22 protein-coding genes are annotated in these 24,940 nt (G+C 48.0%); 12 read left to right on the plus strand and 10 right to left on the minus strand.

All coding sequences use genetic code 11. The annotated features are described in order from the left end of the window. Positions 1 to 76: 76 nt before the first annotated feature. From K2G41_RS09605 to umuD, 9 genes are all read right to left on the minus strand, one after another. Positions 77 to 1,189 carry a BamA/TamA family outer membrane protein gene (locus K2G41_RS09605; RefSeq protein ID WP_300117641.1) on the minus strand — a complete coding sequence of 371 codons (1,113 nt, stop codon included), beginning with the start codon at positions 1,187 to 1,189 and terminating at the stop codon, positions 77 to 79. A 110-nt stretch (positions 1,190 to 1,299) separates the two neighbouring features. Then, positions 1,300 to 2,022 carry a phosphoribosyltransferase family protein gene (locus tag K2G41_RS09610; RefSeq protein ID WP_300117642.1) on the minus strand — a complete coding sequence of 241 codons (723 nt, stop codon included), beginning with the start codon at positions 2,020 to 2,022 and terminating at the stop codon, positions 1,300 to 1,302. Positions 2,023 to 2,027: 5 nt separating this feature from the next. Beyond that, on the minus strand, positions 2,028 to 2,543 hold the full coding sequence (locus K2G41_RS09615; protein WP_300117643.1) for a regulatory protein RecX: 516 nt from the start codon (positions 2,541 to 2,543) through the stop codon (positions 2,028 to 2,030). Positions 2,544 to 2,573: 30 nt separating this feature from the next. Next, positions 2,574 to 3,419 carry a peptide chain release factor N(5)-glutamine methyltransferase gene (gene prmC / locus K2G41_RS09620; protein ID WP_300117644.1) on the minus strand — a complete coding sequence of 282 codons (846 nt, stop codon included), beginning with the start codon at positions 3,417 to 3,419 and terminating at the stop codon, positions 2,574 to 2,576. A gap of 65 nt (positions 3,420 to 3,484) precedes the next feature. Continuing rightward, on the minus strand, positions 3,485 to 4,702 hold the full coding sequence (locus tag K2G41_RS09625; RefSeq protein WP_300117645.1) for an ATP-binding protein: 1,218 nt from the start codon (positions 4,700 to 4,702) through the stop codon (positions 3,485 to 3,487). Positions 4,703 to 4,868: 166 nt separating this feature from the next. Next, positions 4,869 to 6,527: a fumarate hydratase gene (locus tag K2G41_RS09630; RefSeq protein ID WP_300117646.1), complete on the minus strand. Its 1,659-nt coding sequence runs from the start codon at positions 6,525 to 6,527 to the stop codon at positions 4,869 to 4,871. A 131-nt stretch (positions 6,528 to 6,658) separates the two neighbouring features. Next, positions 6,659 to 9,121: a Smr/MutS family protein gene (locus K2G41_RS09635; protein WP_300117647.1), complete on the minus strand. Its 2,463-nt coding sequence runs from the start codon at positions 9,119 to 9,121 to the stop codon at positions 6,659 to 6,661. A gap of 30 nt (positions 9,122 to 9,151) precedes the next feature. Continuing rightward, the gene (locus K2G41_RS09640) at positions 9,152 to 10,438 is read right to left on the minus strand and encodes a Y-family DNA polymerase (RefSeq protein ID WP_300117648.1); all 1,287 of its coding nucleotides are present in this window, start codon (positions 10,436 to 10,438) and stop codon (positions 9,152 to 9,154) included. 31 nt (positions 10,439 to 10,469) lie between these two features. Next, positions 10,470 to 10,907: a translesion error-prone DNA polymerase V autoproteolytic subunit gene (gene umuD / locus K2G41_RS09645; protein ID WP_300117649.1), complete on the minus strand. Its 438-nt coding sequence runs from the start codon at positions 10,905 to 10,907 to the stop codon at positions 10,470 to 10,472. A gap of 157 nt (positions 10,908 to 11,064) precedes the next feature. Here umuD and K2G41_RS09650 point away from each other — a divergent pair, with 157 nt between their 5' ends. The 3 genes from K2G41_RS09650 to K2G41_RS09660 all read left to right on the plus strand — a co-directional run bounded on the left by K2G41_RS09650 (position 11,065) and on the right by K2G41_RS09660 (position 13,921). Beyond that, positions 11,065 to 11,568 (plus strand): PepSY-like domain-containing protein, encoded by a 504-nt coding sequence (locus tag K2G41_RS09650; protein WP_300117650.1) that lies wholly within the window; start codon positions 11,065 to 11,067, stop codon positions 11,566 to 11,568. A gap of 261 nt (positions 11,569 to 11,829) precedes the next feature. Beyond that, positions 11,830 to 13,062, plus strand: a complete 1,233-nt coding sequence (locus tag K2G41_RS09655; protein WP_300117651.1) for a hypothetical protein — start codon at positions 11,830 to 11,832, stop codon at positions 13,060 to 13,062. A 163-nt stretch (positions 13,063 to 13,225) separates the two neighbouring features. Next, entirely contained in the window at positions 13,226 to 13,921 is a 696-nt protein-coding gene (locus tag K2G41_RS09660; protein WP_300117652.1) for an OmpA family protein, read from the plus strand. A 189-nt stretch (positions 13,922 to 14,110) separates the two neighbouring features. On the opposite strand, the gene K2G41_RS09665 is transcribed toward K2G41_RS09660, so the two are convergent. Beyond that, complete coding sequence (locus K2G41_RS09665) at positions 14,111 to 14,560, minus strand: hypothetical protein (RefSeq protein ID WP_300117653.1); 450 nt, start codon at positions 14,558 to 14,560, stop codon at positions 14,111 to 14,113. 92 nt (positions 14,561 to 14,652) lie between these two features. Here K2G41_RS09665 and K2G41_RS09670 point away from each other — a divergent pair, with 92 nt between their 5' ends. The 9 genes from K2G41_RS09670 (at position 14,653) to K2G41_RS09710 (ending at position 24,916) form a co-directional block, all read left to right on the plus strand. After that, on the plus strand, positions 14,653 to 15,282 hold the full coding sequence (locus K2G41_RS09670) for a flavodoxin family protein (RefSeq protein WP_300117654.1): 630 nt from the start codon (positions 14,653 to 14,655) through the stop codon (positions 15,280 to 15,282). Positions 15,283 to 15,512: 230 nt separating this feature from the next. Continuing rightward, positions 15,513 to 16,364 carry an ATP phosphoribosyltransferase gene (gene hisG / locus K2G41_RS09675; protein WP_300117655.1) on the plus strand — a complete coding sequence of 284 codons (852 nt, stop codon included), beginning with the start codon at positions 15,513 to 15,515 and terminating at the stop codon, positions 16,362 to 16,364. 23 nt (positions 16,365 to 16,387) lie between these two features. Further along, on the plus strand, positions 16,388 to 17,671 hold the full coding sequence (gene hisD / locus K2G41_RS09680; RefSeq protein WP_300117656.1) for a histidinol dehydrogenase: 1,284 nt from the start codon (positions 16,388 to 16,390) through the stop codon (positions 17,669 to 17,671). Between the two features lie 50 nt (positions 17,672 to 17,721). Next, positions 17,722 to 18,774, plus strand: a complete 1,053-nt coding sequence (hisC, locus tag K2G41_RS09685) for a histidinol-phosphate transaminase (RefSeq protein WP_300117657.1) — start codon at positions 17,722 to 17,724, stop codon at positions 18,772 to 18,774. Positions 18,775 to 18,790: 16 nt separating this feature from the next. Then, positions 18,791 to 19,891, plus strand: a complete 1,101-nt coding sequence (hisB, locus tag K2G41_RS09690) for a bifunctional histidinol-phosphatase/imidazoleglycerol-phosphate dehydratase HisB (RefSeq protein ID WP_300117658.1) — start codon at positions 18,791 to 18,793, stop codon at positions 19,889 to 19,891. Further along, a complete protein-coding gene (gene hisH / locus K2G41_RS09695; RefSeq protein WP_300117724.1) occupies positions 19,885 to 20,475 on the plus strand; it encodes an imidazole glycerol phosphate synthase subunit HisH in 591 nt (196 codons plus the stop codon). The genes hisB and hisH overlap by 7 nt, the downstream gene beginning before the upstream one ends. 52 nt (positions 20,476 to 20,527) lie before the next feature. Next, the gene (gene hisA / locus K2G41_RS09700; RefSeq protein WP_300117659.1) at positions 20,528 to 21,250 is read left to right on the plus strand and encodes a 1-(5-phosphoribosyl)-5-[(5-phosphoribosylamino)methylideneamino]imidazole-4-carboxamide isomerase; all 723 of its coding nucleotides are present in this window, start codon (positions 20,528 to 20,530) and stop codon (positions 21,248 to 21,250) included. A 201-nt stretch (positions 21,251 to 21,451) separates the two neighbouring features. After that, positions 21,452 to 22,441 carry a GSCFA domain-containing protein gene (locus tag K2G41_RS09705; protein WP_300117660.1) on the plus strand — a complete coding sequence of 330 codons (990 nt, stop codon included), beginning with the start codon at positions 21,452 to 21,454 and terminating at the stop codon, positions 22,439 to 22,441. Continuing rightward, entirely contained in the window at positions 22,442 to 24,916 is a 2,475-nt protein-coding gene (locus K2G41_RS09710; RefSeq protein WP_300117661.1) for a bifunctional UDP-N-acetylmuramoyl-tripeptide:D-alanyl-D-alanine ligase/alanine racemase, read from the plus strand. It begins immediately after the preceding gene. Positions 24,917 to 24,940: the final 24 nt, after the last annotated feature.

The raw sequence follows: 24,940 nt of genomic DNA on the forward strand, positions 1-24,940 counted from the left end.
CCTGTAGGTCAGCAATGTTAACGTTGCACCTACAGGTTCTTCTTTTTTGCGTATGATGTCGTGACGGAATTGTTTTTCAGAAAGCTTCGTTAATGCCGAAAAGGAAACCCGATGAGTGCTTTCCAAAGCCGAAGTCAATCCTTATATTTGAATTCTTTTTGAATTCCCACCTATAGCCGATTCCGGCTTCTGGAAGGATACGTTTGATTGAGATGTCAGAGAGTTTATGATATATGGTGCTTGCGCCACCCCATACAGCCATCCCCGACCGGCCGTATATATGCTGTCGAAGTTCAAAATAGATATCCGTCTCACATTTGTCGCGGTAACGGCCTCTGTAATATGCCCGGATTGCTTCACCATCGATACTTGGCAGATCGCCCCACGGTGTGTGTCCGATAGTCCATTCTCCATGTACGCGCGATGCGAGGGTTGCCCCGCGCCAGAGTGGAGTGTAACGGTTGTAGCAGAGTTCGGTGCTTGAAAACGCATGATTTCCATTCCCGAAAAATCGCGGAGAGAAAAGCTGAGTAAATTCAAAGAAATGTCCTCGCTTAGGCGCAGTGAGATTATCGCGTGTATCGGACTGGAGCAGGAGTCCTGCCGAGACAGTCCAGTATCTCAGATCTTCACCGCTCCAAGGTATATAATTCTTGATACCGTGTGCATTCGTATATCCAACCTCCATTGCAGGGCCTAAAAAGAGATTGTTTCCCAGTCTCCATACATAATCGGCTTCCATGATGAGATTGAATAATTGATATTTGGTCTTGTTTGCATTGTCGTTGCCTGAACCATATCCTATGCCCCAAAAGTATGTGCCGAACGAAACGAAATCAATCATGTAGTTGATACGGCGCGTATCCTTTGGAAATACGTGCGTTCCGGTAAGACCTACGGAAAAGTATTTGTTCGTCGCAAGGCTGCCGGCAAGAGATATGTTTGAGGTAGGTAGTAACGTGTCTTCCGGACAAGTGGAATAATCGCCGGCAACAACGATCCCTAAACCGAAACCTTTCTCGCTTGTGTAATACGGACCACCGAGAAGAGAGAAGTTAGGCCGGGTTGTCAGCCTGTTTTTATTAGATTGATTGATGTAATCAACGACGCGCGACACGATCTCATTGTTCAGCACGCCAGTAGGATCAGCATTGGATGTTCCTTCCGCCGGTTTTTCCCCTGCATTCACATTCAGGGAAAAAACCGCGAGAAGCGTTATGATAAATAAATAGTTGATGTGATGACGCATACTTGAAAGATATGTATTTTCTGTAAAACAATGCTAACCGCAAATATGTTTCAGGCGAGTTGCGTGATTGCAAGCGAATAAAGGCTGATACGTGTGGAGGGACAAGATTTCTTGACGGCTTCAATACAGCTCAGGAGGGTAGCTCCGGTGGTGATCACATCATCTACAAGCAGGATATGGAGACCGTCAATCGCTGAGGGATCGGCGACATGATAGGCATTCCGGGCGTTGAGCAGACGTTGGTGTGCCGACATACGTGTCTGTGTGCGGTGATAAGAGGCCGATAGGGCATTTATGACGGGAAGAGATGTTGCCGAGCTAAGTCCGCGGGCTATTTCTTCCGCTTGATTATAGCCCCTGCGGAATCTTTTGAAGAAATGGAGTGGTACGGGCACGATAGCATCTATACCGTCGAAAAATCCGGTTTGAAGTAACTCCGTTGCATGTTCGAGAGCAAGTGTTCTGCCGACGATCGGCCGTCCGCGATATTTTGTATCATGGATGAGACGTGCATAGTTATTTTCACGAAAATAATGAAAGAGTGAGGTCGCACGTTCTATGGGGTGGCCTATTGAGAATAGCCTTTCATGGATGGCATTTGGTTGTAGCCGATGTAGGTTTGTGCGCGGAAGCCCCATTCGGCACTCGAGACATATTATGTGCTCTCCGGTGACAAGTCTGTTTCGGCAGACAGTACATAGGTCAGGGAATATGAGGTCAACCAGACTCTTGCCCCATAGCCTTATGGTTTTTACAGTGTCCTTTTGTCCCATGACCTTCAGGCATCAGGATCATCATGGAGAAGATCCGTCTGATTTCGCATAATGCTGACAATGAGAGGATATTCAAACCCTCGTGACATGGCGAATTTGATCACCTTCAGTTTGGCCTCACGACTCATGGGCCATTCTTTCAATTGACGAACCTTCGCTTTCATGACACGCAAAGCTATCGCACGGTAGGCTTCGGATTCGTCTTCATTATCGAAATCCTCACATGCTTGCTCAATAATGGAGGTTGAAAGACGTTTCACCCACAAACCTTGCTGGATCTTGCGCCGCCCCCAACCGCTGAAGTGAAGTTTATCGTGAGCGTATGCCTTTGCAAAACGCAGATCATCGAGAAATTTAAGCTCTTCCAGCCGTTTTATGACCCTTTGTGACTCTGAATGCGACACTCCCCAAGCTGCAAGTTTTTTCAATATGTCGGGAGAGCACTGTTCGCATTTGGCGCAGAGTCCGGCCGCACGCGAGAGTGCGTTTTCATAAGTCAATGGGGCGCGTCGTTTAAGCATATTCGATTTAATAAAAAGGTGGGGGTGTGGCTATTTTCGTGCTGTCAGAAAGCGGATACGTGTGTGCATGTCGGGTAGGAGTTGCACGTCATTCCAACCTTGTTTGCGCATATTGTCAGCAAGGGTATCAGCCGTCAGAGGATTCAATTCAAAATAGATCCGGCCGTTATCCTTCAGCGCATTTATAGCGAAGTCAGCGATGGCAGTATAAAATTTCAAAGGATCTGAATCAGGAACGAAGAGCGCGATATGAGGTTCGTGGTCAAGCACATTCTTATCCATGCCTTTCTTCTCACTTTCCATGACGTATGGCGGATTTGAAACGATAATGTCATACTCATCCTTTAAATCAGGAAGAGCAAGGGCATCTGTTTTACGGAGGTCAATCTTCACCTTCTGTATGGACGCATTTTCTGAAGCTATTTTCAGGGCTGCCTCCGAAATATCTATTGCACTTACTTCCGGAAATTTAAGCGTTTTGGCAAGAGCTACAGCAATGCATCCGCTCCCCGTGCAGACATCGAGCACATGGAGATCGCTCTGTGGATTGTCCTTGACGATAAGATCTACGAGTTCTTCAGTTTCAGGTCGCGGTATAAGTACGTTGGGAGTGACTTTGAGTTGCATACCATACCAGTAGGTATCACCGTAGATATACTGAACCGGTTCACCGGCTACAAGGCGATCGACGGCTTCGTTTACACGCTCAATGGTAAAATCAGATACCTCCTTATCAGCTCTGAGAACGAGTTCGACACGATCCCAGCCCTTGACGTGTTCCATCACTGTCCGCAACAGCCATTCAGTTTCACCAGCTCCATAGATGGATGTGAGGCGTTCGCGGGAATTATTTAGTAGTTGTCGAAGAGTGGTCATATCGGTTAGTTTTTAGTTTGGCTTATGGCTTCCTATTAATTTAACGATTAATATGGTGTATTTGCTCATGCATCGTGCTTCTCTGCAAGTGGAAGTTCGATTGCAAAAGTCGTTCCTACGCCGATTTCCGATTTTTTTACATAGATCAGACCTCCGTGATATTCTTCGATAATACGTTTTGTGAGTGTGAGTCCAAGTCCCCATCCACGGCTCTTTGTGGTAAAGCCGGGATTAAAGATCGCCTTCTGATTCTTACGGGCAATGCCTTTTCCGGTATCCGAGACTTCGATCATGGCCTTGTTCTTTTCAGGGCGTATGGTGATGGTGATAGATCCGCTTCCTTCCATTGCATCGACGGCATTTTTTATAAGATTTTCCATAACCCATTCCGTCAGAGGTGGTGAGAGTGTGGCGATTAACGGTGATTCCCATGGATTGACCGTCAGTGAGATCCGGCGCGATATGCGTGTAGCCATATAATCTGCAGCATGTTCAACAATGTCATTGACATTGTAAAGTTCCATCGACGGACGTGAACCGATTTTTGAAAAGCGGGAAGCTATGGTGGATAGACGCTTCACATCCTTATTCATTTCAGCAACCGTTTCAGGGCTGACTCCTGACTCTTCAAGCAGTTCCATCCATGCCATAAGCGATGAGATGGGTGTGCCGAGTTGATGGGCCGTCTCTTTTGAAAGACCTACCCATACCTTGTTCTGTTCCGCGCGTTTTGTGGATGATACGGCGTAATAGACTATCAACACGAAAGCCAGCAGCAGAAGGACTTGAACATAAGGATAGAAGCTGAGACTTTTAAGCACTTTCGAGTCCTCATAGTAAAGCCACTGTTTTCCGGCATCGCCCATGTCGATCTCGATTACATTAGGGCTATTGCGCAAGGCTTCGAGTTTTCCTGTAAGGAAGCTGATATTGGCATCGCTGAGGGTGAAAAGCGAGAGTGAGTCAGAGGGATCAGGCAACGAGAAATTTCGCTGCATGATTATCTGACCGGCATCATCTGTGAGCAGGACAGGAATAGTGCGGTTACGTTCGATGATCGAAAGCAGGAAATCGACATTTCCGCTCCCGTGGCTGTCGGGGTTGGTGGGATTGACAAGTTCACGTGTGGCATCTGCCCAGATCTGCATTCTTGCCCGCTCCTGTTCCGACAGGTCTTTGACAAGGTAGTCCGAGTAGAGCAGAAATAGGCTTACTACTACTATAGAAAGCAGTAGGAAACCGATGACGCCACGGCGGCGTATGTCATAGATATTTATGCTCAATGTGAAAAGGCTGCGTTTGAAAAAGGACTAACGGACAGGAAGACTAAATATCTTCGGGCCGTTAGTCCTATGAATTGTATTCAGCAAATTTGTAGTGTCACACTATCAGGAAATCAGATATTCACGGATAGATAGCTGCCATATAAATTTTGCCGGATAAGCGGGATCAATGTTTGTCGTCAACGATCGGACATCCGGAGCAACGGTTGGAGATCTCAGTAAAGAAATCGTTGCCCTTATCATCTACGAGGATGAATGCGGGGAAATCCTCGACCTCGATCTTCCAGATTGCTTCCATGCCGAGTTCAGGATATTCGAGGAGCTCGACTTTCTTGATGCTGTTCTGTGCGAGGATAGCGGCAGGACCACCGATAGATCCGAGGTAGAAACCGCCATGTTTCTGACATGCGTCGGTCACCTGCTTGCTGCGGTTACCCTTGGCGATCATCACCATTGAGCCGCCTGCGTCTTGGAACTGATCGACGTACGAGTCCATACGTCCGGCTGTCGTGGGGCCGAATGAGCCTGAGGGCATTCCTTCGGGAGTTTTGGCAGGACCGGCGTAATAAATGGGGTGATCTTTAAGGTACTGGGGCATAGGTTCACCCTTGTCAAGACGCTCTTTGATCTTGGCATGTGCGATATCGCGACCGACGATAATCGTTCCGTTGAGAGAGAGACGGGTAGCGACAGGGTATTTTGTTAGCTCGGCAAGGATTTCGGACATGGGACGGTTAAGATCGATCTTAACTACGTTGCCTTCGCCCTGCTTGCGGTATTCCTCCGGGATGAGTTCGCCGGGATTGTTGTCAAGTTTCTCAATCCAAAGACCTTCACGGTTGATCTTGGCCTTGATGTTTCGGTCAGCTGAGCATGAAACACCGAGACCTACGGGACATGATGCACCGTGACGGGGGAGACGGATCACACGGATATCGTGAGCGAAATATTTGCCACCGAACTGCGCACCGAGACCGAGACGTTCGGCTTCTTTCTTCAGGACTGCTTCAAGTTCGCGGTCACGGAATGCATGACCATATTCGTTACCGTGGTCGGGAAGATTATCGTAGTATTTTACAGATGCTTTCTTGACTGTCTCAAGATTCTTTTCAGCAGATGTGCCACCGATGACAAATGCGATGTGGTAGGGAGGACATGCAGCAGTGCCGAGGCTCTTCATTTTCTCCACGAGGAAGGGTACGAGAGTCTTGGGATTAAGAATTGCTTTGGTCTCCTGATAGAGATATGTCTTGTTGGCAGAACCACCACCTTTAGCTACGAAGAGGAATTTATATTCATCGCCTTCACCTGCATGAATGTCGATCTGCGCGGGGAGGTTACAGCCGGTGTTCACCTCGTCATACATGGTGAGAGGTGCGTTCTGCGAGTAGCGGAGGTTGTCTGTTGTATAAGTCAGATATACGCCTTTGCTCAACATTTCCTCGTCATCGCAACCGGTATAGACGTTCTGGCCTTTTTCACCGTGAACGATGGCTGTACCGGTGTCCTGACAGAAGGGGAGAGCTCCCTTGGCTGCCACTTCAGCATTGCGGAGCATGGTGAGGGCTACGAACTTGTCGTTCTCAGAAGCTTCGGGATCTGAAAGGATCTTTGCCACCATCTCGTTGTGTTCGCGGCGGAGCATGAAAGCGTTGTCATGCGTGCAGGCACGTGCGAGTACAGTGAGGGCTTCGGGATCAATTACAAGAAATTCGTGACCGCCCCAATTCTCAACCTTCACATAATCGGAAGTGAGCTTATAGTATTCGGTCGTATCCGGCCCAAGGGGAAACATGGGCTGATAGTGGAAAGGTTTGGTTGCCATTATCAATTGAAATTTGATGATTTTAACTTGGATGTTTTCTTTGAGGACAAATTTACAAACTAAATTTCAAACGGCAAGCGAATTTTTAAAAGTTTAGTGTTTAAGGTGTGTGGAGGCAGCCACTATACGACTTATTTTAAATTCACGACCGTTATGCCTGCGCCGCCGAAACGGACATCCTCATCGTGGAATGACTCAATGCCGGGGGTTGTGGCGAGAAGGGAGCGGACTGCCTGACGCAAAGCTCCGGTACCCGTCCCGTGCAGGATACGCACACGTGATATGCTGAAACGGATGGCATCGTCAATAAAATATGTGACAGCCTGTATGGCCTCATCCGCACGCATTCCACGGAGGTCTATTTCCTGCTTGAAGTTGAGTTGACGTTCGTAGCCGGAATCAATGGTCTGCATAGAGACGGTGGATTTTGCGGCAGATTTTGGCTGGGCGTTGGTTACGGTCAAGCGGTCGATCTTTACATTGGTCTTGAGATGGCCGAAAGCCACGATCGCGTTCTTGCCCGACACCTCAAGCACTGTGCCGACCGTACCTGCACCGTCGAGACGCACGTTGACACCCGGAGTTATCTCTACTTTCGGCTGAGCTGGTTGTGTAGCCTGTGTGCCACCCTTATTCTTTTTCTTTTTGGGAGCTTTTGAAAGGATGGCATTGTTGTCGTGGTGGTTGCGCGCATCTTTCTCCAGAGCAAGTCGTTCTTCCTTGAGGCGGCGACGTGCTTCAAGTGTGCGTTCGCGTTCGGCATTCGCTTCCTTTATATCGGCAATAGTGCGCTCGATCACCGCATTGGATGAGTCGAGAATCTTACGTGCCTCTGTGCGAGCCTCCTCAATGATGTCGCGGCGTTTGCTGCGAAGCTGATCGGCATCCTCGGAATACTGCGCAATCATCTGTTCGAGTTTCTTTTCCTTCTGGCGTATAGAAGTACGCTTATTTTCCCAATACCGCTTGTCGCGGGTGATGTCAAGGAGATAATTGTCGAGATTCATATATTCCTTGCCGACGATCTCCTCAGCGGCCGAAATGATCTCGGACGGCAGTCCGATCTTGCGCGCGATCTCGACGGCAAACGAAGAGCCGGGGTTGCCGAGCGAAAGCTTGAACATCGGCTGCATCAGATGACGGTCATAGAGCATAGAGCCGTTGATCAGTCCGGGGGTATCCTCGGCGAACTGTTTCAGGATCTGATAGTGGGTGGTCACTATACCCCACATCTCTTTGGAATTCATCTGTTCGAGGATCGCACGGGCCAACGCACCACCTATCTGCGGCTCAGTGCCCGAACCCATCTCGTCGATCAGGAAGAGCGAGCCTTTACGTCCGCGCTGGAGCATGAATTTCATACTGCGCAGGTGGCTGCTATAGGTCGATAGGTCATCCTCGAACGATTGGTCGTCACCGATATCCACAAACATATCCTTGAACACTCCGAAGTGAGAATTGTCATAAACCGGGGGAAGGATACCGCACTGAAGCATGTACTGGAGCGTGCCGACGGTTTTAAGGCAGACGGATTTTCCGCCCGCGTTCGGACCGGAGATCACGAGTATCCTCTGCGATTTGTCGAGACGGATGTCGATCGGGACTATCTCGCGGTGCTGACGTTCGAGTGAGAGTTTAAGCACGGGATGACATGCGTGATACCATTCCATTTCCTCACCGTCGTGCAGATTGGGCATCATGCCGCCGACAGCATCAGCGTAGAGGGCTTTTGCATGAATGAAATCGAGATGATAGATGATGGCCGCTCCGGTAAGCATTTCCGGTATATGCGGGCGGAGTTGGTCAGCTATCGAGGTGAGAATGCGGATGATCTCGCGGTGTTCTTCCAACTGAAGCTCACGTGTGAGATTATTGGCCTCGACAACCTCAGCGGGCTCGATGAACAGTGTCTTTCCTGAAGCTGATTCGTCGTGGACTATACCTTGGATTTTACGCTTGTTCATCGGAGGGACGGGGATGACGAGACGACCGTCGCGCACGGCAGGTGTAGTGTCAGGTTCGAGCCATCCCTGCGATATGGCTGAACTCAGCACACGGCGCAGAATGGAATTGACACGTCCTGACATACCTCTCAAGCGTGAGCGTATCTCGGCCAGTGCGGGCGATGCATTATCCTTGATGAGTCCGGAGGTAGAATCAACGGCATGATCTATGAGCATTCCGAGCGAAGGAGGGATGTAGGCCAGCTCCTCGGCTATTTCCGATAGCACGGGGTAGGGAGTGTGGCCGGTACTTCTGTAGCGTTGGAAGAAAGAGGCCACCGCACCGAAACAGTCGAGCATACGGCGCACCTTCACGAGATCTTTGATCTCAAGGAATGTTCCGGGTATCTTGATGAGCGAGAGATTACTGTCTATATCGTTAACCCCTTCGAGGGGGACGGTTTCATCGCTGTGGTTGGCAGCTGACATTTCGCTGACAGCCAGCAGGGATTCACGAATGGCTTTGAAATCAGTGAGAAAAGCCATGTCGGTGCAACGTTGGCGAGAGCCGTCGCAGTGACAGCGCGATGCAATCTCGGCTCGCACACCGCTGAAACCGATTTTTTCTTCAATTCTTTCAGGATAAATCATGATGCAAAATTACACAAAATATTCTGCAATTCAATGCAAGGTGATGATATCGTCCCAGCGTGTGGTGGGACAAGGCGAACGGTGTTCGTGGCGCATTATGTCCGAAGCGGATTTGCACGAAGTGGGCGCCGGATAGATCTGTGCTCCAAGGGTCACTGTCCCGCGACCGTTCACGCGGTTAAGTTTGTCAAGAGCCTCGTCGAGACGTCGCCTGCGTTCAGCCTTTTCGGGATCATAGTCGAATAGGTCATGCTGTGTCCCTTCCGGCTCGGATATTCCCATGAGTATGACGCCTGCTTTCTTGTAGGCATAACCTTCGCGGAATATGTGGTCAAGAGCCCTGACCGCCCCCTCGACAATATCAATGGTGGCGGCGGACGGATTGGCCAGACGGAAGTCAATCATCTGGCCGTACTGCGGGAGATCCTCCCGGTGACGGTTTGTCACGATAAAGACACCAACAGTAGAGGCTACGGAATTCTGACGGCGTAACTTTTCAGCACACTTAGCTGCAAAATTGGCGACGTGGGTGCGGAGCGTCGGCAAGTCGCTCACCATCGAGGCAAAGCTACGGCTGCGGGTGATGGATTTTCTCGGTGCCATCTCCTCATCAGGGATACAATCCTCGCCACGCAGTTCACGCCACGTCCGTTCAGCGCTTATATTTACCTGAGCCTTGATCCACTCGGCTGGACGCGATGCGAAGTCAAGGGCTGAGATTACATTCTGACGAGAGAGTCGCGCGCCAAGTTTGCGCCCTATTCCCCAGATGTCGCCAATGTCTGTCAGGGCGAGAGCCTTGAGTCGCTTTTCATCCGAATCTATTACGCAGCAGTGACGGTAGCCGGGATAATTTTTTGCAAAGTGGACCGCCATTTTTGCAAGCGTCTTGTTGCGAGCTATCCCTATGCTCAACGGCATCCCTGTCGCTCTCCCTATCCATGCTGACAGCCGTTCACCCCAAGCTTTTACCTCCTCATAGTCCATTTCCGGAAGTATGCAGAAAGCTTCGTCTATGGAGTAGCGGAAAAATGAGGGTGCGAATTTTCTGATAAGGCTCATGACGCGGGCTGTCATGTCGGTGTAGAGTTCATGGTTGGATGAAAAAGCCATGACCTGACTTTCCGAGAATTGACGGCGCATCTGATAGAACGGCATTCCCATCTTCACTCCGAGAGCCTTGGCCTCACGACTGCGGGCAACGACACAGCCGTCGTTGTTGGAAAGCACGACCACAGCTCGTCCTTCGAGATCGGGACGAAACACACGCTCGCAGCTTACAAAACAGTTGTCACAGTCACAGATGGCGTAGAACATAGATGGAATTTAAACACTGATATGATTCCGTTCAGGATTTCCATTTCTTGATGGTCCACACCACCACACCCCACACACGGAAATCATCTGTACGCGATATCCTTATGGGGCTGAATGCCGGATTGGCAGGACGCAGTTCGATGTAGCCCTGATGGCGATGGGAGAGGTCAAGGTATTTTATGGTAAATTCATTGTTGACGTATGCGACTATTATGTCGCCGTCATTGGCTTCGACCGAACGGTCAATCACTGCGATATCGCCGTCGCAGATTCCGGCATCAATCATGGAGTCGCCATAGACGCGGCCATAGAACGTGGCTTCGGGATGACGGATAAGATCACGGTTAAAATCAATGGAATCCTGTTCGCAGCCGTCGGCAGTGCTCGGAAAACCGGCCTTTATCGCACTTGCAAATGGAAGTGCGCACGTGTCCTCAAATGATGAATCTATTATCTTGATATATGACATTAGATTAGTCCAGAATTTGATGTGGTCAAGTGGGTCTTACTACCCGTTTCGTGTGAAATGTGAATAGGAGTTAACTCCTTGATGTACAATTAAACTTTTGTTGTAAAAGGGCTGTTGTTTATAATATAAATGCAAAGATAACAAAAAATTTAGAGTTATGAAATTAAAAAGTCTCATATCCGGTGTAGCCTCCTTGGCCATACTTTTCGGAACGGCTAATGCTGTTGCGCAAGTCCCTGTTATCGGTGGTGGTGCACCCGGTATTGCTGTTGCTGGATCATCTGATTATTCACAATTGCCAGATAAGGCCAAGAAGTTTATTGACAAGCATTTCAAAAATACAGGTGTGCAGAAGTGCGAGAAATATTTCGCTAAAGGTAAGTATGAAGTGGAACTCCGCAACGGTGTCGATCTTGAATTCAATACCAAAGGTGAACTCGTGGAGATCGATGCCCCCGGCAATACTGTTCTTCCCGCTACGGTTGTGAAGGATTTCCTTCCGCACAAGGCATACGAACGCCTTGAAAAGGATGGTTATGCAGGTTCTGTCGAATCGATCGAACTTAACCGTGGCAAGGCTTATGAGGTGGAGCTGAATATAGCTGGCCCTGACACATACGTCTTTGATCTCGGCGGTGTGTTTCTCGCAATAGAGGACTGATAACCGTCTGACAATATTTTATGATACTCCGATGAGTCCCGTCCGTAAGCGATGGGACTCGTTGTGTTTATGGGCTCATTTATGTTCCGTTTTATTATGTATTAACTTTTCTACATGTCTTTTACATATAAATAGCCGTTTATTGTAGCTGTTTTGTCGTACATTTGCCGTGTCTAACCATCAATGATGTCTATGCTTCGGTGTCTCTTTTTGATCATAGTAATGCTCCTCTCCTGCGAAACGATGGAGGGACACATAATTGTGGTGGATTCGCTGACCCGACTACCGTTGCCGGGTGCATCTATATTTGATCAAAAGGGGAAAGCTATCGGTATCACCGACGGAAAAGGGAGACTTCCACATCTTTCTGCAGACAAATTTCCCGTCACTATCAGTTATCTCGGTTTTGAGGACAAAAGACTTATGTCCATCACATCCGATACAATTTTTCTTCAGGAAAATATTTCCGAATTGCCTGAGGTGGTGTTTGAATCACGTAACCGCAAGGTGTTACACATACTTGCATATGTCCGTGAATACTCCACTTTGACAACATTTAGGGATACTGTATATCTTTTCAGGGAAAAGATGGTGGATTATATGCTGACTCCGGATCAGAAATCTAAATTCAGGGGATGGTCAATACCGAGGGTGCTTACGAGTAAATCATATTACAGGTTTACGGATAACATGGGGCGCGACAGTGTGAGCGATAGAAGCATTCATCATTTCTCATGGTCTGATTGGATCGGTGTCGGCCCGGTGATGGATTTACCTGAGGCGTTGAGCTCCGACAAGGACGCTTCGGTAAAATCAGGAGGTAAATATGATCCTGCCGAGGTCTGGAATAAAAAGGGAAACCGGATCACTGTCAATGTGGATGTATTGGCTGATACGACAAGTCGAAAGTGGGTCTCGGATTTATCCGTTTTCTTTCGGAAAAATATTGAATTCGAGCAGTTCAAAATGCGGTTTGATTATGAGGATGTCACGAATAATCTGATTTCGCCAATTGATCTGAACGGCTATTCGTTTACTATCAGTTCCAAGGGAAGGGGACACGATATGTTCAGGTTCAATAAACGTGACGAACCATTTTTCGTCGATACGTCTGCGGAGGTTTACATATTGGATAAGGAATATATTACTGTTAAGGAAGCTAAGAAATGGGCCGATCATAAATTTGATCCCTCCGTAATCGGTATGCTCAGACCATCGGATGCTCCGGAATTACAACCGGAAATCCTGACGTTGATAGAGCGTGTCAATACTCTTGACCGAGACAGTATCCGGCTTGATGTGGAGCCGGATGTAAGGCTTGTCAGCCCTCATTTCGGAAAACACAATAATCACATAGGCAGACGTGCGTTGACCTTACTTAAACAGGTCACAGGAATCACTTATTATAAATCGCATCGTAATTTCAATGATCGTTGGAATAAATTCAAGAAGACTCAGATACTTGAAAACAGTAGGACAGATAAAAAAGAATGATTAGCTGCTGAAAAGAGAGCGAGAATGAGTTTTGACGTTTTTTGGGAATTTGTTCTGCCAGTTTTTAGAGAAATTAACCGGAGGAGGCCATCAATCAACCCTGTCTCAAGTGTTTTAATAGCAGACACCTCTCTTAGTCAATACTCACTAAACGCTATTCATTATGAAAAACCACAAAGACTATCAGGAAAGGTTGCCGGAGCATCCGGAACCTCTTGAACTGACCGCTCACGAAGAGGAGACTGTAGCAGCCGCACCTCTCGCGGATGAGACTGAGCCGGTAGCCGCTACTGCCGCCGTTTCAGGGGGACATGGTTACGGATCATTGGGATGGGCCGGACTTGCCGCGCTTGTTATAGCCGTCCTTATCGGTTCGATATATTTCTTTTCCTATCGTGCACAGCATGATCCAACTGAGATCGGACCATTGCGGGCAGATAATGTACCGACAGCCCAACTTAAATACAAACGCCCCGGTACATTAAAGGCCATGGCCGCTACTCCTGTTGTAAAAGTAGTCAGAGTTGCTGAATCAGCCGACGCTCTTCCCGCTGATCTGGTCTATCTTTTCCCGCTTAACGGATCTGAGATAATTGATGATGCCGCACTGGACGAATTCGCGGATAAGGCAGCGGATAGCGGAGCTTATGTCGCAGTCGTTGCATACACCGACGAAAGTGGTAATGCCGCCTATAATCAGCGATTGAGTGAACGCCGCGCGAAGAAGGTCGGTGATTATCTCGTGGCTCACGGTGTACCTGCCAGTCATGTCAAGACCACCGGTAAGGGTCAGACGCACGCATATCCCACGGCTGCGCAGGATCGACGCGCCGAGCTTCATGCTACACTACAGAATTAACGACCTCTGTTATTCTGATTTCAATATTCATATCGCCCGATTGCCGAATGACGGTCTCATCCGTCGGAAGCAGTCGGGCGACATCATATATATAATAGTTGATGAGAATATTATTATTTTCACCTGTCTTCATTGTGCATTCTTAATGTAAAGAGCGGGACAGGGAGTGCGGGGAATTTGATTGATGCGTCATTTCCTTTTGACGACCGGATAGTTTTCAAGCAGAGCTGTATAGGCTATTGATGCAGCAGCGGCTGCTGCTTCAGGGTCGATATTGCGTTTACGCTCTACGTGTAGCAATGCAGCTGCATAGTCTCTGCGATGTTCGGCATTGAGCTTTGTCCAGTTGATATCGGAAAACTCGCTGGCTATCTCTTCTGCGTAGGGGAGACGTCCGAGTTTCATCATAACGGCAATGACGGGATAGCCCGGATAACCCTGCCAGAAAGTGGCGTTGTCGGTTGATGTGAATATCTTTCCGCCGTCACGCCAAGTGACGGCGTAGATCTTTGCATGATCCGATGATTCTACTTCCGCACATCCTGAATCCTCGGTGCTGTCGGTCATGATCTTCACACGTCCGTCGGCAACGGCTGTCCAAGCTTCATATATCTTCTCGATAGGAGTCTGTTTTTTCATTTGAATAGGTTTTTGATTAAAGTTTAAACCCTTACAGAGTTATTATTGTTTATTTTCTGTAAAATATAATCATCACATAACTATCATAAATTATGAAAGTACTCATCATAAACGGCAGTCCACATCTCCACGGATGTAGCTCTCGTGCGCTCAGCGAAGTTGAATCCACTCTGCAAGATGCAGGTATTGAGACTGTAAGAATGGATATCGGTAATAAGGACATTCGTGGCTGCATATCCTGCCAGTTTTGCCGTAAACATGGCGAATGTGTGTTTCATGACGAGGTTAATGAGGCGGCAGCCATTTTTGCTGAAGCCGATGGTATAGTTGTCGGATCTCCGACATATTATGCAGGTTCCAACGGTCAAGTCCTCGCGTTCCTTGACAGACTTTATTACTCGACCTCAGGAACGTTTGACAAGACGATGAAGGTCGGTGCGGCTGTCATCTCTTCACGCAGAGGCGGTTCGACATCGGCATTCGATGAGATCAACAAGTACTTCACCATGACTTCCATGCCCGTGGTTTCAAGCACTTACTGGAATGAGGTTCACGGTTTCACGGCAGAAGATGTCGAAAAGGATCTTGAAGGACTTCAGACCATGCGCAATCTTGGTCGCAATATGGCATTCCTCATCAAAGCTATTGCAGCTCAAAAACAGGTTTCCGGTATTCCAGAACAGGAACGCCGTTATTTCACAAGCTTCCCGGACGGTAAATAAGTAAGGCTTATAGCACAATCTGTTTAATCCTAATAAATATCGAGTACCCGATGTAATCATAATTGTATCATCATCGGGTACTCGATATTCTGTTTCGGAGAATAAATTTTTAGACAATATCAATTCTCAAAGTGCAAAAATGACATTTTGAGGTTATTTTTGTTGGTTTTGGCGAAATTTGAAAATAAAATCATAACTTTGCAATTCAATTTCCAAGAAAAGACAAAAATATGTTAAGAATTGCCATACAGGCCAAGGGGCGATTGAATGAAAAGACTGTAGCCCTGCTTGCTGATGCCGGAATTTCGGCTTCAATAGGTAGCCGTTCACTGATAGCCCATGCCAAGGGTTTTCCGGTAGATCTGCTTCTCCTTCGTGATGATGATATCCCTCAGGCGGTTGCCATGGGTACTGCAGACATCGGTATTGTCGGGCTCAACGAGGTTATGGAGAAGGATGCAGATGTGGTTCGTGTGCTTGATCTTGGTTTCGGTGGGTGCAGGCTTAGTCTTGCAGTCCCGCGTGAGGCTGATTACAAGGATCTCGGATGGTTTGAAGGTAAGCGCATCGCAACTTCCTATCCTGCCATACTCTCACGTTTCCTTAAAGAGAAAAATATAAACGCCAAGATCCATACCATTACAGGTTCCGTAGAGATTGCTCCTGCTGTCGGTATGGCTGATTCGATCTTCGATATTGTATCTTCCGGAGGTACGTTGATCCAGAACGGTCTTGTGGAGGTTGCATCCGTTGTTGAATCTCAGGCAGTACTTATTGCCACTCCCGGACTGCCGACTGATAAGCAGGAGGAACTTGATAAGCTCTGTTTCCGTTTCCGCTCCATAATTGAGAGTCGTGGAATGAAATATGTGCTCATGAATCTACCGAAGGTGTCGCTTGACGAGGCTATCAAGGTGCTCCCCGGCATGAAAAGTCCGACTATTCTTCCCCTCGCTGATTCTGACTGGGTCTCAGTACATGCTGTGATTCCTGAATCACAGTTGTGGGAACGCATTGAGAAACTTAAAGCTATCGGAGCGGAGGACATTCTGGTTCTTGTCCTCGAAAATATCGTAAAATAAAACTGAATTAACAAGAACAGGTAATGCAGACATTCATTGAACCTCCTGTTGCCGAATGGGACGCTCTCACCGAACGCAATATTCCAGATGATCCTGCCGTAGAGCGGGCTGTCAAAGCTATCATTGAAGATGTTCGTGACAGGGGAGACGTGGCTTTGCGCGAGATGGCTCTGAAATTCGACGGCATGACCGTGACAGCTCTTGAAGTGTCCGAAGCAGAAATTGCGGAGGCATGCGCAAAGGTGAGCGACGAAGTTAAGGCTGCTATAGCTATCGCTAAGGAAAACATATCGAAATTCCATGAGGCGCAGCGTCCTGCTTCAGTTGATGTCCAGACTGTGCCCGGTGTCAGATGTGTTCAGCGTGCTGTCCCGATTGATAAGGTAGGTCTTTATATACCCGGCGGGCAAGCTCCGCTATTTTCTACCGTGCTTATGCTCGCCTGTCCGGCAAGGATAGCCGGTTGTCGGGAAATAGTGTTATGTACTCCGCAGGGTCACGGTCAGCCAATTGCAGCTGAGATACTTTATGCCGCATCGGTCTGCGGTATAGACCGTATATATCGTATCGGTGGCGCACAAGCTATAGCTGCAATGGCCTTGAGGACAGAGAGCATACCTCGTGTCGATAAGATATTCGGACCGGGCAACCGCTACGTCACCAAAGCTAAGCAGCAGTTAAGCTCTGTAGTAGCTATAGACATGCCTGCCGGTCCAAGCGAAGTGCTCGTAATGGCTGATTCGAGTGCTGACCCTACATTCATCGCGGCTGATCTTCTTTCGCAGGCCGAACATGGGCCTGACAGTCAGGCGATCCTTGTATGTGATTCTCAAGATATAGCTACGGCCGTTGATGCGGAAGTGAAACGTCTCACCATGCAGTTGAGCCGTGTAAATTCAGTGGAAGCTTCTCTATCCCATAGTCGTATGATTGTATTCGGTAATCATGATACTATGCTTGATTTTGTCAATGCTTATGCTCCGGAACACCTGATCATTTCTATGCGTGATCCATGGACGATTGCATCAAAAGTACGTGCAGCCGGCAGTGTGTTCATTGGCAATTATTCTCCTGAGAGTGCCGGAGACTATGCATCGGGAACAAATCATACGCTTCCCACAGGTGCATGGGCACGCTCGTACAGCGGAGTAAATCTCGACAGCTTTATGCGTAAGATAACCTATCAGGAACTTACTTCCGCCGGGCTCACAGCGATCGCTCCTGCAATAATCACCATGGCCGGTGCAGAAGGTCTCGATGCCCATGCACTTGCAGTCAAGGTCAGAATGATGAATAAAGATCTTTGATCATTCCTGTCATAAACCGAATATCACCAACTACTACCGCTTTTGAAACGATGGACAAAAAGATAAATCCACTCGACTTCGTACGTCCCAACATTCTTGCACTCGAACCATATTCGACTGCACGCGATGAATTCAAGGGGGGCGACATTTCAGTGTGGCTCGATGCGAATGAAAATCCTTATCCTAACGGACTGAACCGTTACCCCGATCCTCATCAGAAGAAGCTTAAACATGCCATTGCTGCCCTGAAAGGAGTTCGGGAGGAGCAGATCTTTATCGGAGGGGCAGGAAGCGACGAGGCAATTGATCTGGTCTATCGTATATTCTGCCGACCGGGTATAGATAATGTCATATCCATTGCTCCGACCTATGGTGTCTATGAAGTGAGTGCCGAGATTAATGATATCGCGCTCCGTAAGGTACCTCTTGGCGATGACTACTCTCTTCCTGTTGATGCTCTTCTGGATGCTGCTGACTCCAACAGTAAGATTATGTGGATCTGTTCGCCTAATAACCCTACCGGAAATGCCTTCCATCCGGAAGAAATAATCCGTCTGCTGGAAAGCTTCAACGGTATGGTCGTGGTCGATGAGGCATATATTGATTTCTCTCCCTATCCATCGCTGCTCGGAGTTCTCGACAAGTATCCCAACCTGATTGTGATGCAGACATTCTCAAAGGCATGGGGTATGGCTTCACTCCGGATGGGCATGGCGTTTGCTTCGCCTGAAATAGCTGAACTTTTCGCCCGCGTGAAATATCCATATAATGTCAACGGACCTACGCAGGAGGAACTTTTACGCAGAATTGAATCAACGGACATCCGTAACGCGGTAAATGAAATCATCAGTGAGCGCAGTAGGCTGGCTGACACATTACAGCAGCTGGCTATGGTTCATAAAGTCCATCATTCCGATGCAAATTTCCTACTTGTCGAGGTTGATGATCCCGACGGTGTTTATGACGGACTTATAGCCGACGGTGTGATAGTCCGTAATCGAAACCGTGTCACCGGATGTAAGGGTTGTCTGCGGTTTACGGTCGGTACTCCTGCCGAAAATGACCGTGTGATCACGCTTATGAAAGAAATGGATCGGAAATAATTAATCCTCATTCCCAATGCTAAAGAAAGCAATATTTATTGACCGTGACGGAACAATCATAAAAGAACCGGCTGACGAACAGATCGATTCTCTTGAAAAGCTTGAATTTCTCCCCGGTGCCATTTCAGGACTCCGTGCCCTTATGAACCGAGGATATGAACTTGTGATGGTGTCCAATCAGGATGGCCTCGGAACAGACTCTTTCCCTGAAGATACATTCTGGCCGGCTCACAACCGCATGCTCTCCACTCTTGAAGGTGAAGGCGTGAAGTTTGATGCGGCCTATATAGACCGTTCGTTTCCTGCGGACAATGCTCCGACCCGTAAACCGCGGACAGGTATGCTGACCTCCTATATGGACGGCGGTTATGATCTCGCGGAATCGTTTGTTATAGGCGACAGACTCACCGATGTGCAGCTTGCTAAGAATCTTGGCGCAAAGGGTATATTGATTGCTCCCGCCGGTGGTGAAATTCCTGAAGGCTGTGTACTTATGACTGATGACTGGCAGGAGATCGCACGCCATATTTTATCGTCAGACAGAAAAGTAACCGTCGAGCGCAACACGTCGGAGACACGTATCTCCATCACGCTTGACCTTGATGGAAAAGGTGAGTCGGCAATTGACAGCGGACTGAAATTTTTTGACCACATGCTCTGGCAGATTCCTCATCATGCCGGAATATCCCTGCAACTGAAATGTGAGGGAGATCTGGAAGTGGATGAGCACCACAGCATGGAGGATGTAGCCATAGCCCTTGGTCAGGCAATCGATATGGCTCTCGGCTCAAAGCGTGGAATTGACCGTTACGGTTTCGTACTTCCGATGGATGAGTGTCAGGCAATGGTGCTGATTGATTTCGGCGGTAGGGCTGATTTTGTCTGGGATGTCGAATTTACACGTGAATACGTCGGTGATACACCGACCGAGATGTATCGCCACTTCTTTAAATCACTCTGTGTGGCTATGCGCTGCAACCTTCATATTTCAGCCAAGGGTGAAAATAACCATCATCTCATCGAGGGTGTGTTCAAGGCTTTTGCTCGTGCGCTTCGGATGGCTGTCCGCCGCGATGTGTTCAGTTATTCACTTCCATCAAGTAAAGGAGTATTATGATCGCTATCATAGATTATGAAATGGGCAATCTGCGTTCCGTGGGTAATGCCCTTGACCGCCTCGGTGCGGAATGGAAACTCACTTCCGATCCTGAAGAGATCCGCCGTGCCTCGCGGGTTCTGCTTCCCGGAGTAGGCAACGATGCAGAGGCAATGATGCGTCTGCGTGAACGCGGGTTGTGTGAGGTCATTCGTGATCTCCGTCGGCCTGTCCTTGGTATTTGCGTCGGTATGCAGGTAATGTGTCGTCATTCTGAAGAAGGAGATGTGGATTGTCTTGGAATTTTTGATGCCAAGGTGCGCCATTTTCCTGATGAAGAGGGGCTGAAGATTCCTCATGTCGGCTGGAACTCCATAAATAATCTTGAATCAAAACTTTTCAAAGGTATAGAACGTGGGGCATACGTCTATTACGTGCATTCATATTATGCCCCTCTATGCCCCGACACGATTGCAACTACGCATTACGGTTCGACAATGTTCAGCGCGGCTCTGAAATATGAGAATTTCTATGGCACGCAGTTTCATCCTGAAAAGAGTGGTGACGTTGGCGAACAGATCCTCAAACGTTTCCTTGAGCTGTAATCACGACTTTTTGTAAATTTTCAATCTACTTATCCATTCCATTTCCTCTATTATGATAGAAGTAATTCCTGCGATCGATCTAATTGACGGTAAGTGTGTGCGTCTGAGTCAGGGCGACTATGACCGTTGTACGGACTATGGCGCATCGCCTGTCGATATGGCAAAAATGTTTCTTGACAATGGTCTCCGTCGGATTCATCTCGTGGATCTTGATGGAGCAAAAGCGAGTGAACCGCGCAATCTCAGGACTCTCGAACAGATAGCCCGGCTTAACGGAGTGGAAGTCGAGTGGGGCGGTGGCATAAAGACTGACCGCAGTCTTAAAGATGTGTTCAATGCCGGTGGAATGTATGCGATCATCGGAAGTGTGGCCGCACGCAATCCGGAACTTATGGCAGGATGGCTCGACACTTATGGTGGCGACCGGTTGGTGCTCGGTGCGGATGTGCGTGACGGAAAAGTCGCTGTAAGCGGATGGATGGAGGAGACATCGGATACGATTGATGATCTGATAAACCGTTTTACTCCTCACGGTCTTTCGCAAGCCATCTGTACGGATATTTCAAAGGATGGAATGCTTACAGGACCGGCCTACGGACTATATGAAAAATTATCGGAGACGTTTCCCGACATAATTTTTACCGTCTCAGGTGGGATCAGCTCTTTGAATGACATCCTTCGTCTTAACGATATGGGAATGAAACGTGTTATAACCGGTAAAGCTCTTTATGAAAACCGTATTTCTCTTGCAGATCTCAGACAGTTTGCAAGATAATTGAAATAATATCCCTGAATTTTTAATTCTGCCATCTCCTCAAAATAGAAGTAGATTGATTATTTTACCGGTCAAAGCATCCGGACGAATTTTTTGTTTTTAATAGGTTTATAGTCGGAGATCGAAAGATTATTACTACTTTTGTAATAGTCATTAATTCTGATCCGGATATGTTCCGGAAGTATAAATTTCCGATAAGGTATGGAATTCAGAACAGTAGTCCCGGCTGTCGAGGGAAGAAGAGGGCTTGTCAGACATGGCGAGCCACTTCTGCTTGTCGGTTCATGTTTTTCAGACAATATCGGGGCATGTCTGAGTTCTGATCTTTTCGAAGCTGACGTGAATCCATTCGGACCTCTCTACAATCCGGCTTCTATCATAAATGCTTTCAGAATACTGAAAGATGAACGAAAGGTTGCCTCCGAGACAATGCTTGAAAGAGATGGAATGTGGGTAAGCACACTTTTTCACTCAAGGATTTCCGCCGGTGACAGGCAGACTGCTGAGGAGAGGATGAACAACCATATCCATGCAAGTGCATCGACACTGCGTGATGCATCCGTAATAATAATCACATTAGGAACGACCCGGATTTTTTCTCTCCGGGAGAGCGGTCAGGTAGTGGCCAACTGTCATAAGCTTCCGGGGACAGCTTTTGACGTTCGCTATCTATCGCTTAATGAGACCATCGTGGCATTGCGTGATACCGTATCCCTGATCCATGAGGTCAATAAGAATGCCCATATTATTTTTACGGTAAGTCCTCTCCGTTATAATGAGCAGGGTGCCCACGGAAATCAGGTCGCAAAATCGACTCTTATGCTCGCTGTCGATCAGATAATCAGAGAAAGTGAAGATGAGACAGTCAGCTATTTCCCTGCCTACGAAATAATGATGGATGATCTGCGTGATTACCGTTTCTATGCAGAGGATATGAAACATCCGAGTGCGCAGGCCGTCAGATATATCTATGACATTTTCCGGAAATCATACTTTGATGATGATACAATCCGACTTGCAGAAGAGGCCATGAAATTTACACGTCGTATGGCTCACCGGCCACTCGACGGAGCATCTTCCGCATCACGGGAATCAACTATTGAAAAATTAAAGCTTACAGAATGTTTTACGACACGTTTCCCAAAACTCAAACGTGCCTGTGAGCGTTATTTAGATAACATACCAACGTAAATGAAATATAGCATTTCCGATATATCCCGCATAATCGGTACGGACAATCTGTTGAAACAGCCCGAATCGAAAATAGAGCGACTGCTCACCGACAGTCGTTCGCTCACATATCCTGACGAGACTCTTTTCTTTGCCATCAAGACCCCATCAGGCGACGGACATAAGTATGTCCGCGAGTTGTACGATGCCGGAGTCAGGAATTTTGTCGTCAGTCATATTCCTGCTGAAATGAAGGATGTCGATGATGCAAACTTTATTCAGGTGGCCTCTGTAATTGATGCTCTCCATCGGCTTGCAAGTCACCATAGGGCTAAATTTTCAATCCCTGTGATAGCCATTACGGGCAGTTACGGTAAAACGACTGTAAAAGAGTGGTTGAATCAGCTCTTACAGGATGATTTGGTCATCACACGCAGTCCGCGCAGTTACAATTCGCAGATTGGCGTACCACTCTCCGTTTGGAATCTCGATCCTTCCACGCAACTCGGAATTTTCGAGGCCGGTATCTCCCTGCCGGGTGAGATGAAAAGGCTCAAGGATATATTGAAACCGGAAATCGGAATATTCACCAATATAGGAACAGCTCACAGTTCTGGATTTGAATCCGTAGAGGAGAAATGCCGTGAAAAAGCATCGTTGCTTGACGGTTGCCGCTGTGTGATTTTCAATGCCGACAATGAGATGATAAGATCGGCTGTCCCGTCAGCTCCTGACACTTTGGGATGGTCATTTACGGATTCCAATGCGCCACTTTTCATAAGCGATATGACTGTTGGGGAGACTGAGACATCGATTAGCTATGTCTATAAAGGTGGAGTCAGGCAGGCTCTGCGCATTCCCATGACGGCTCGATATGATGTTGAGAATGTGATCCACTGTCTTGCGGTGATGCTTTATCTTGGGTTTGCCCCCGAAGTTATCAGCAGCAGGATAGAAAAGCTTACCCCCGTTGGAACTCGTCTGGAAGTTATTGAAGGCGTGAACGGATGTCTGCTTGTCCATGACAGTTACACGAGTGATTTCAACTCGTTGCTTCCGGCTCTCGATTTTATGCGTCGTCGGGCCACGGATGAACGTTCATCGACAGCGATTGTAAGTGATCTGATGGACGGAAGCATTGATCCGGAAAAGACTTACCGTATGATGGCCGATCTGCTTGTCCGTGCAGGTGTGAAGCGCATGATCGGCATAGGACCGGAACTGAAACGTCATGCCGGGTGCTTTACAATCGACACCCAGTTTTACGACTCTACGGATGACTTTCTCGCCAAAGCGTCACCACGTGATTTCAACAAGGAGCTAATACTCGTGAAAGGTGCTCCGTCGTTTGGATTCGGACGTATATGCGAAATGCTTGAGGCACGTCAGCACGAAACAGTCCTTGAAATAAATCTGAGTGCCGTGGTTGACAATTTCAACGCTATCCGCTCACGCATCCGTCCTACGACCGGCATTGCCTGCATGATCAAGGCTTCAGGCTATGGTGCGGGTTCACATGAACTTGCCCGCACACTTCAGGCTCAGGGTGCTACTTATCTTGCCGTAGCCGTGCACGATGAAGGTGCCGAACTACGTCGTGCGGGAATAACAATGCCGATATTGGTACTCAATCCAATAGTCGAGAATTTTCATGCCATATTCGCTGATAATCTTGAACCGGAGATCAACAATATAGATTTTCTCCGCACACTCATAGCCGAGGCCGAGAGATATGATGTCCGTGAATTTCCCGTCCACATCAAAATTGATTCAGGGATGCATCGCCTCGGTTTCCGTAAGGAGGATCTTCCGGAAGTGATTGAAGTGCTGAAGAGTACGGACCGTGTCGTGCCGCGCTCGATATTCTCACATCTCTGTGCGGCTGACGATCCGATGGAGGATGATTATACACAGATGCAGTTTGACTACTTCGACTCCTGTTGCCGAGAACTCCTTGCAGCCTTTCCGGAGAGAAAGATTCTGCGCCATATACTGAACTCAACCGGTATCACCCGCTTTCCGGAACATCAGCTTGACATGGTGCGCCTCGGAATCGGGCTTTACGGTATAAAGACTATGCATGACGGATCGCAGGACGATCTGCGTCCGGTGTCCTCACTCCATACCGTCATCATTTCACTCAAAAAGTGGCCGGCAGGGACAACGATCGGTTACAATCGACGAGGAGTCCTTAAACGCGATTCCGTGATAGCCACTATTCCCGTTGGATATGCCGACGGTATAAACCGTCATCTCGGTTATGGTAACGCATGTATGATTGTCAGAGGTTCTAAATGTCCGACAGTCGGAACGATATGTATGGATGCATGCATGATCGATGTGACGGATGTCCCTGATGTAAGGGTCGGTGACAGGGTAGAGGTCTTCGGGGAGACTATCCCGGTAGAGACTCTTGCCGAAACGCTCGAAACAATCCCATACGAGGTTCTTACCTCCATTTCGCAGCGTGTCAAGCGCGTCTATTACAGAGAATAGGGGACTTAACCGGAAACTTAGCCT

This window comes from Duncaniella sp., assembly GCF_029056165.1.
Lineage (GTDB): Bacteria > Bacteroidota > Bacteroidia > Bacteroidales > Muribaculaceae > Duncaniella.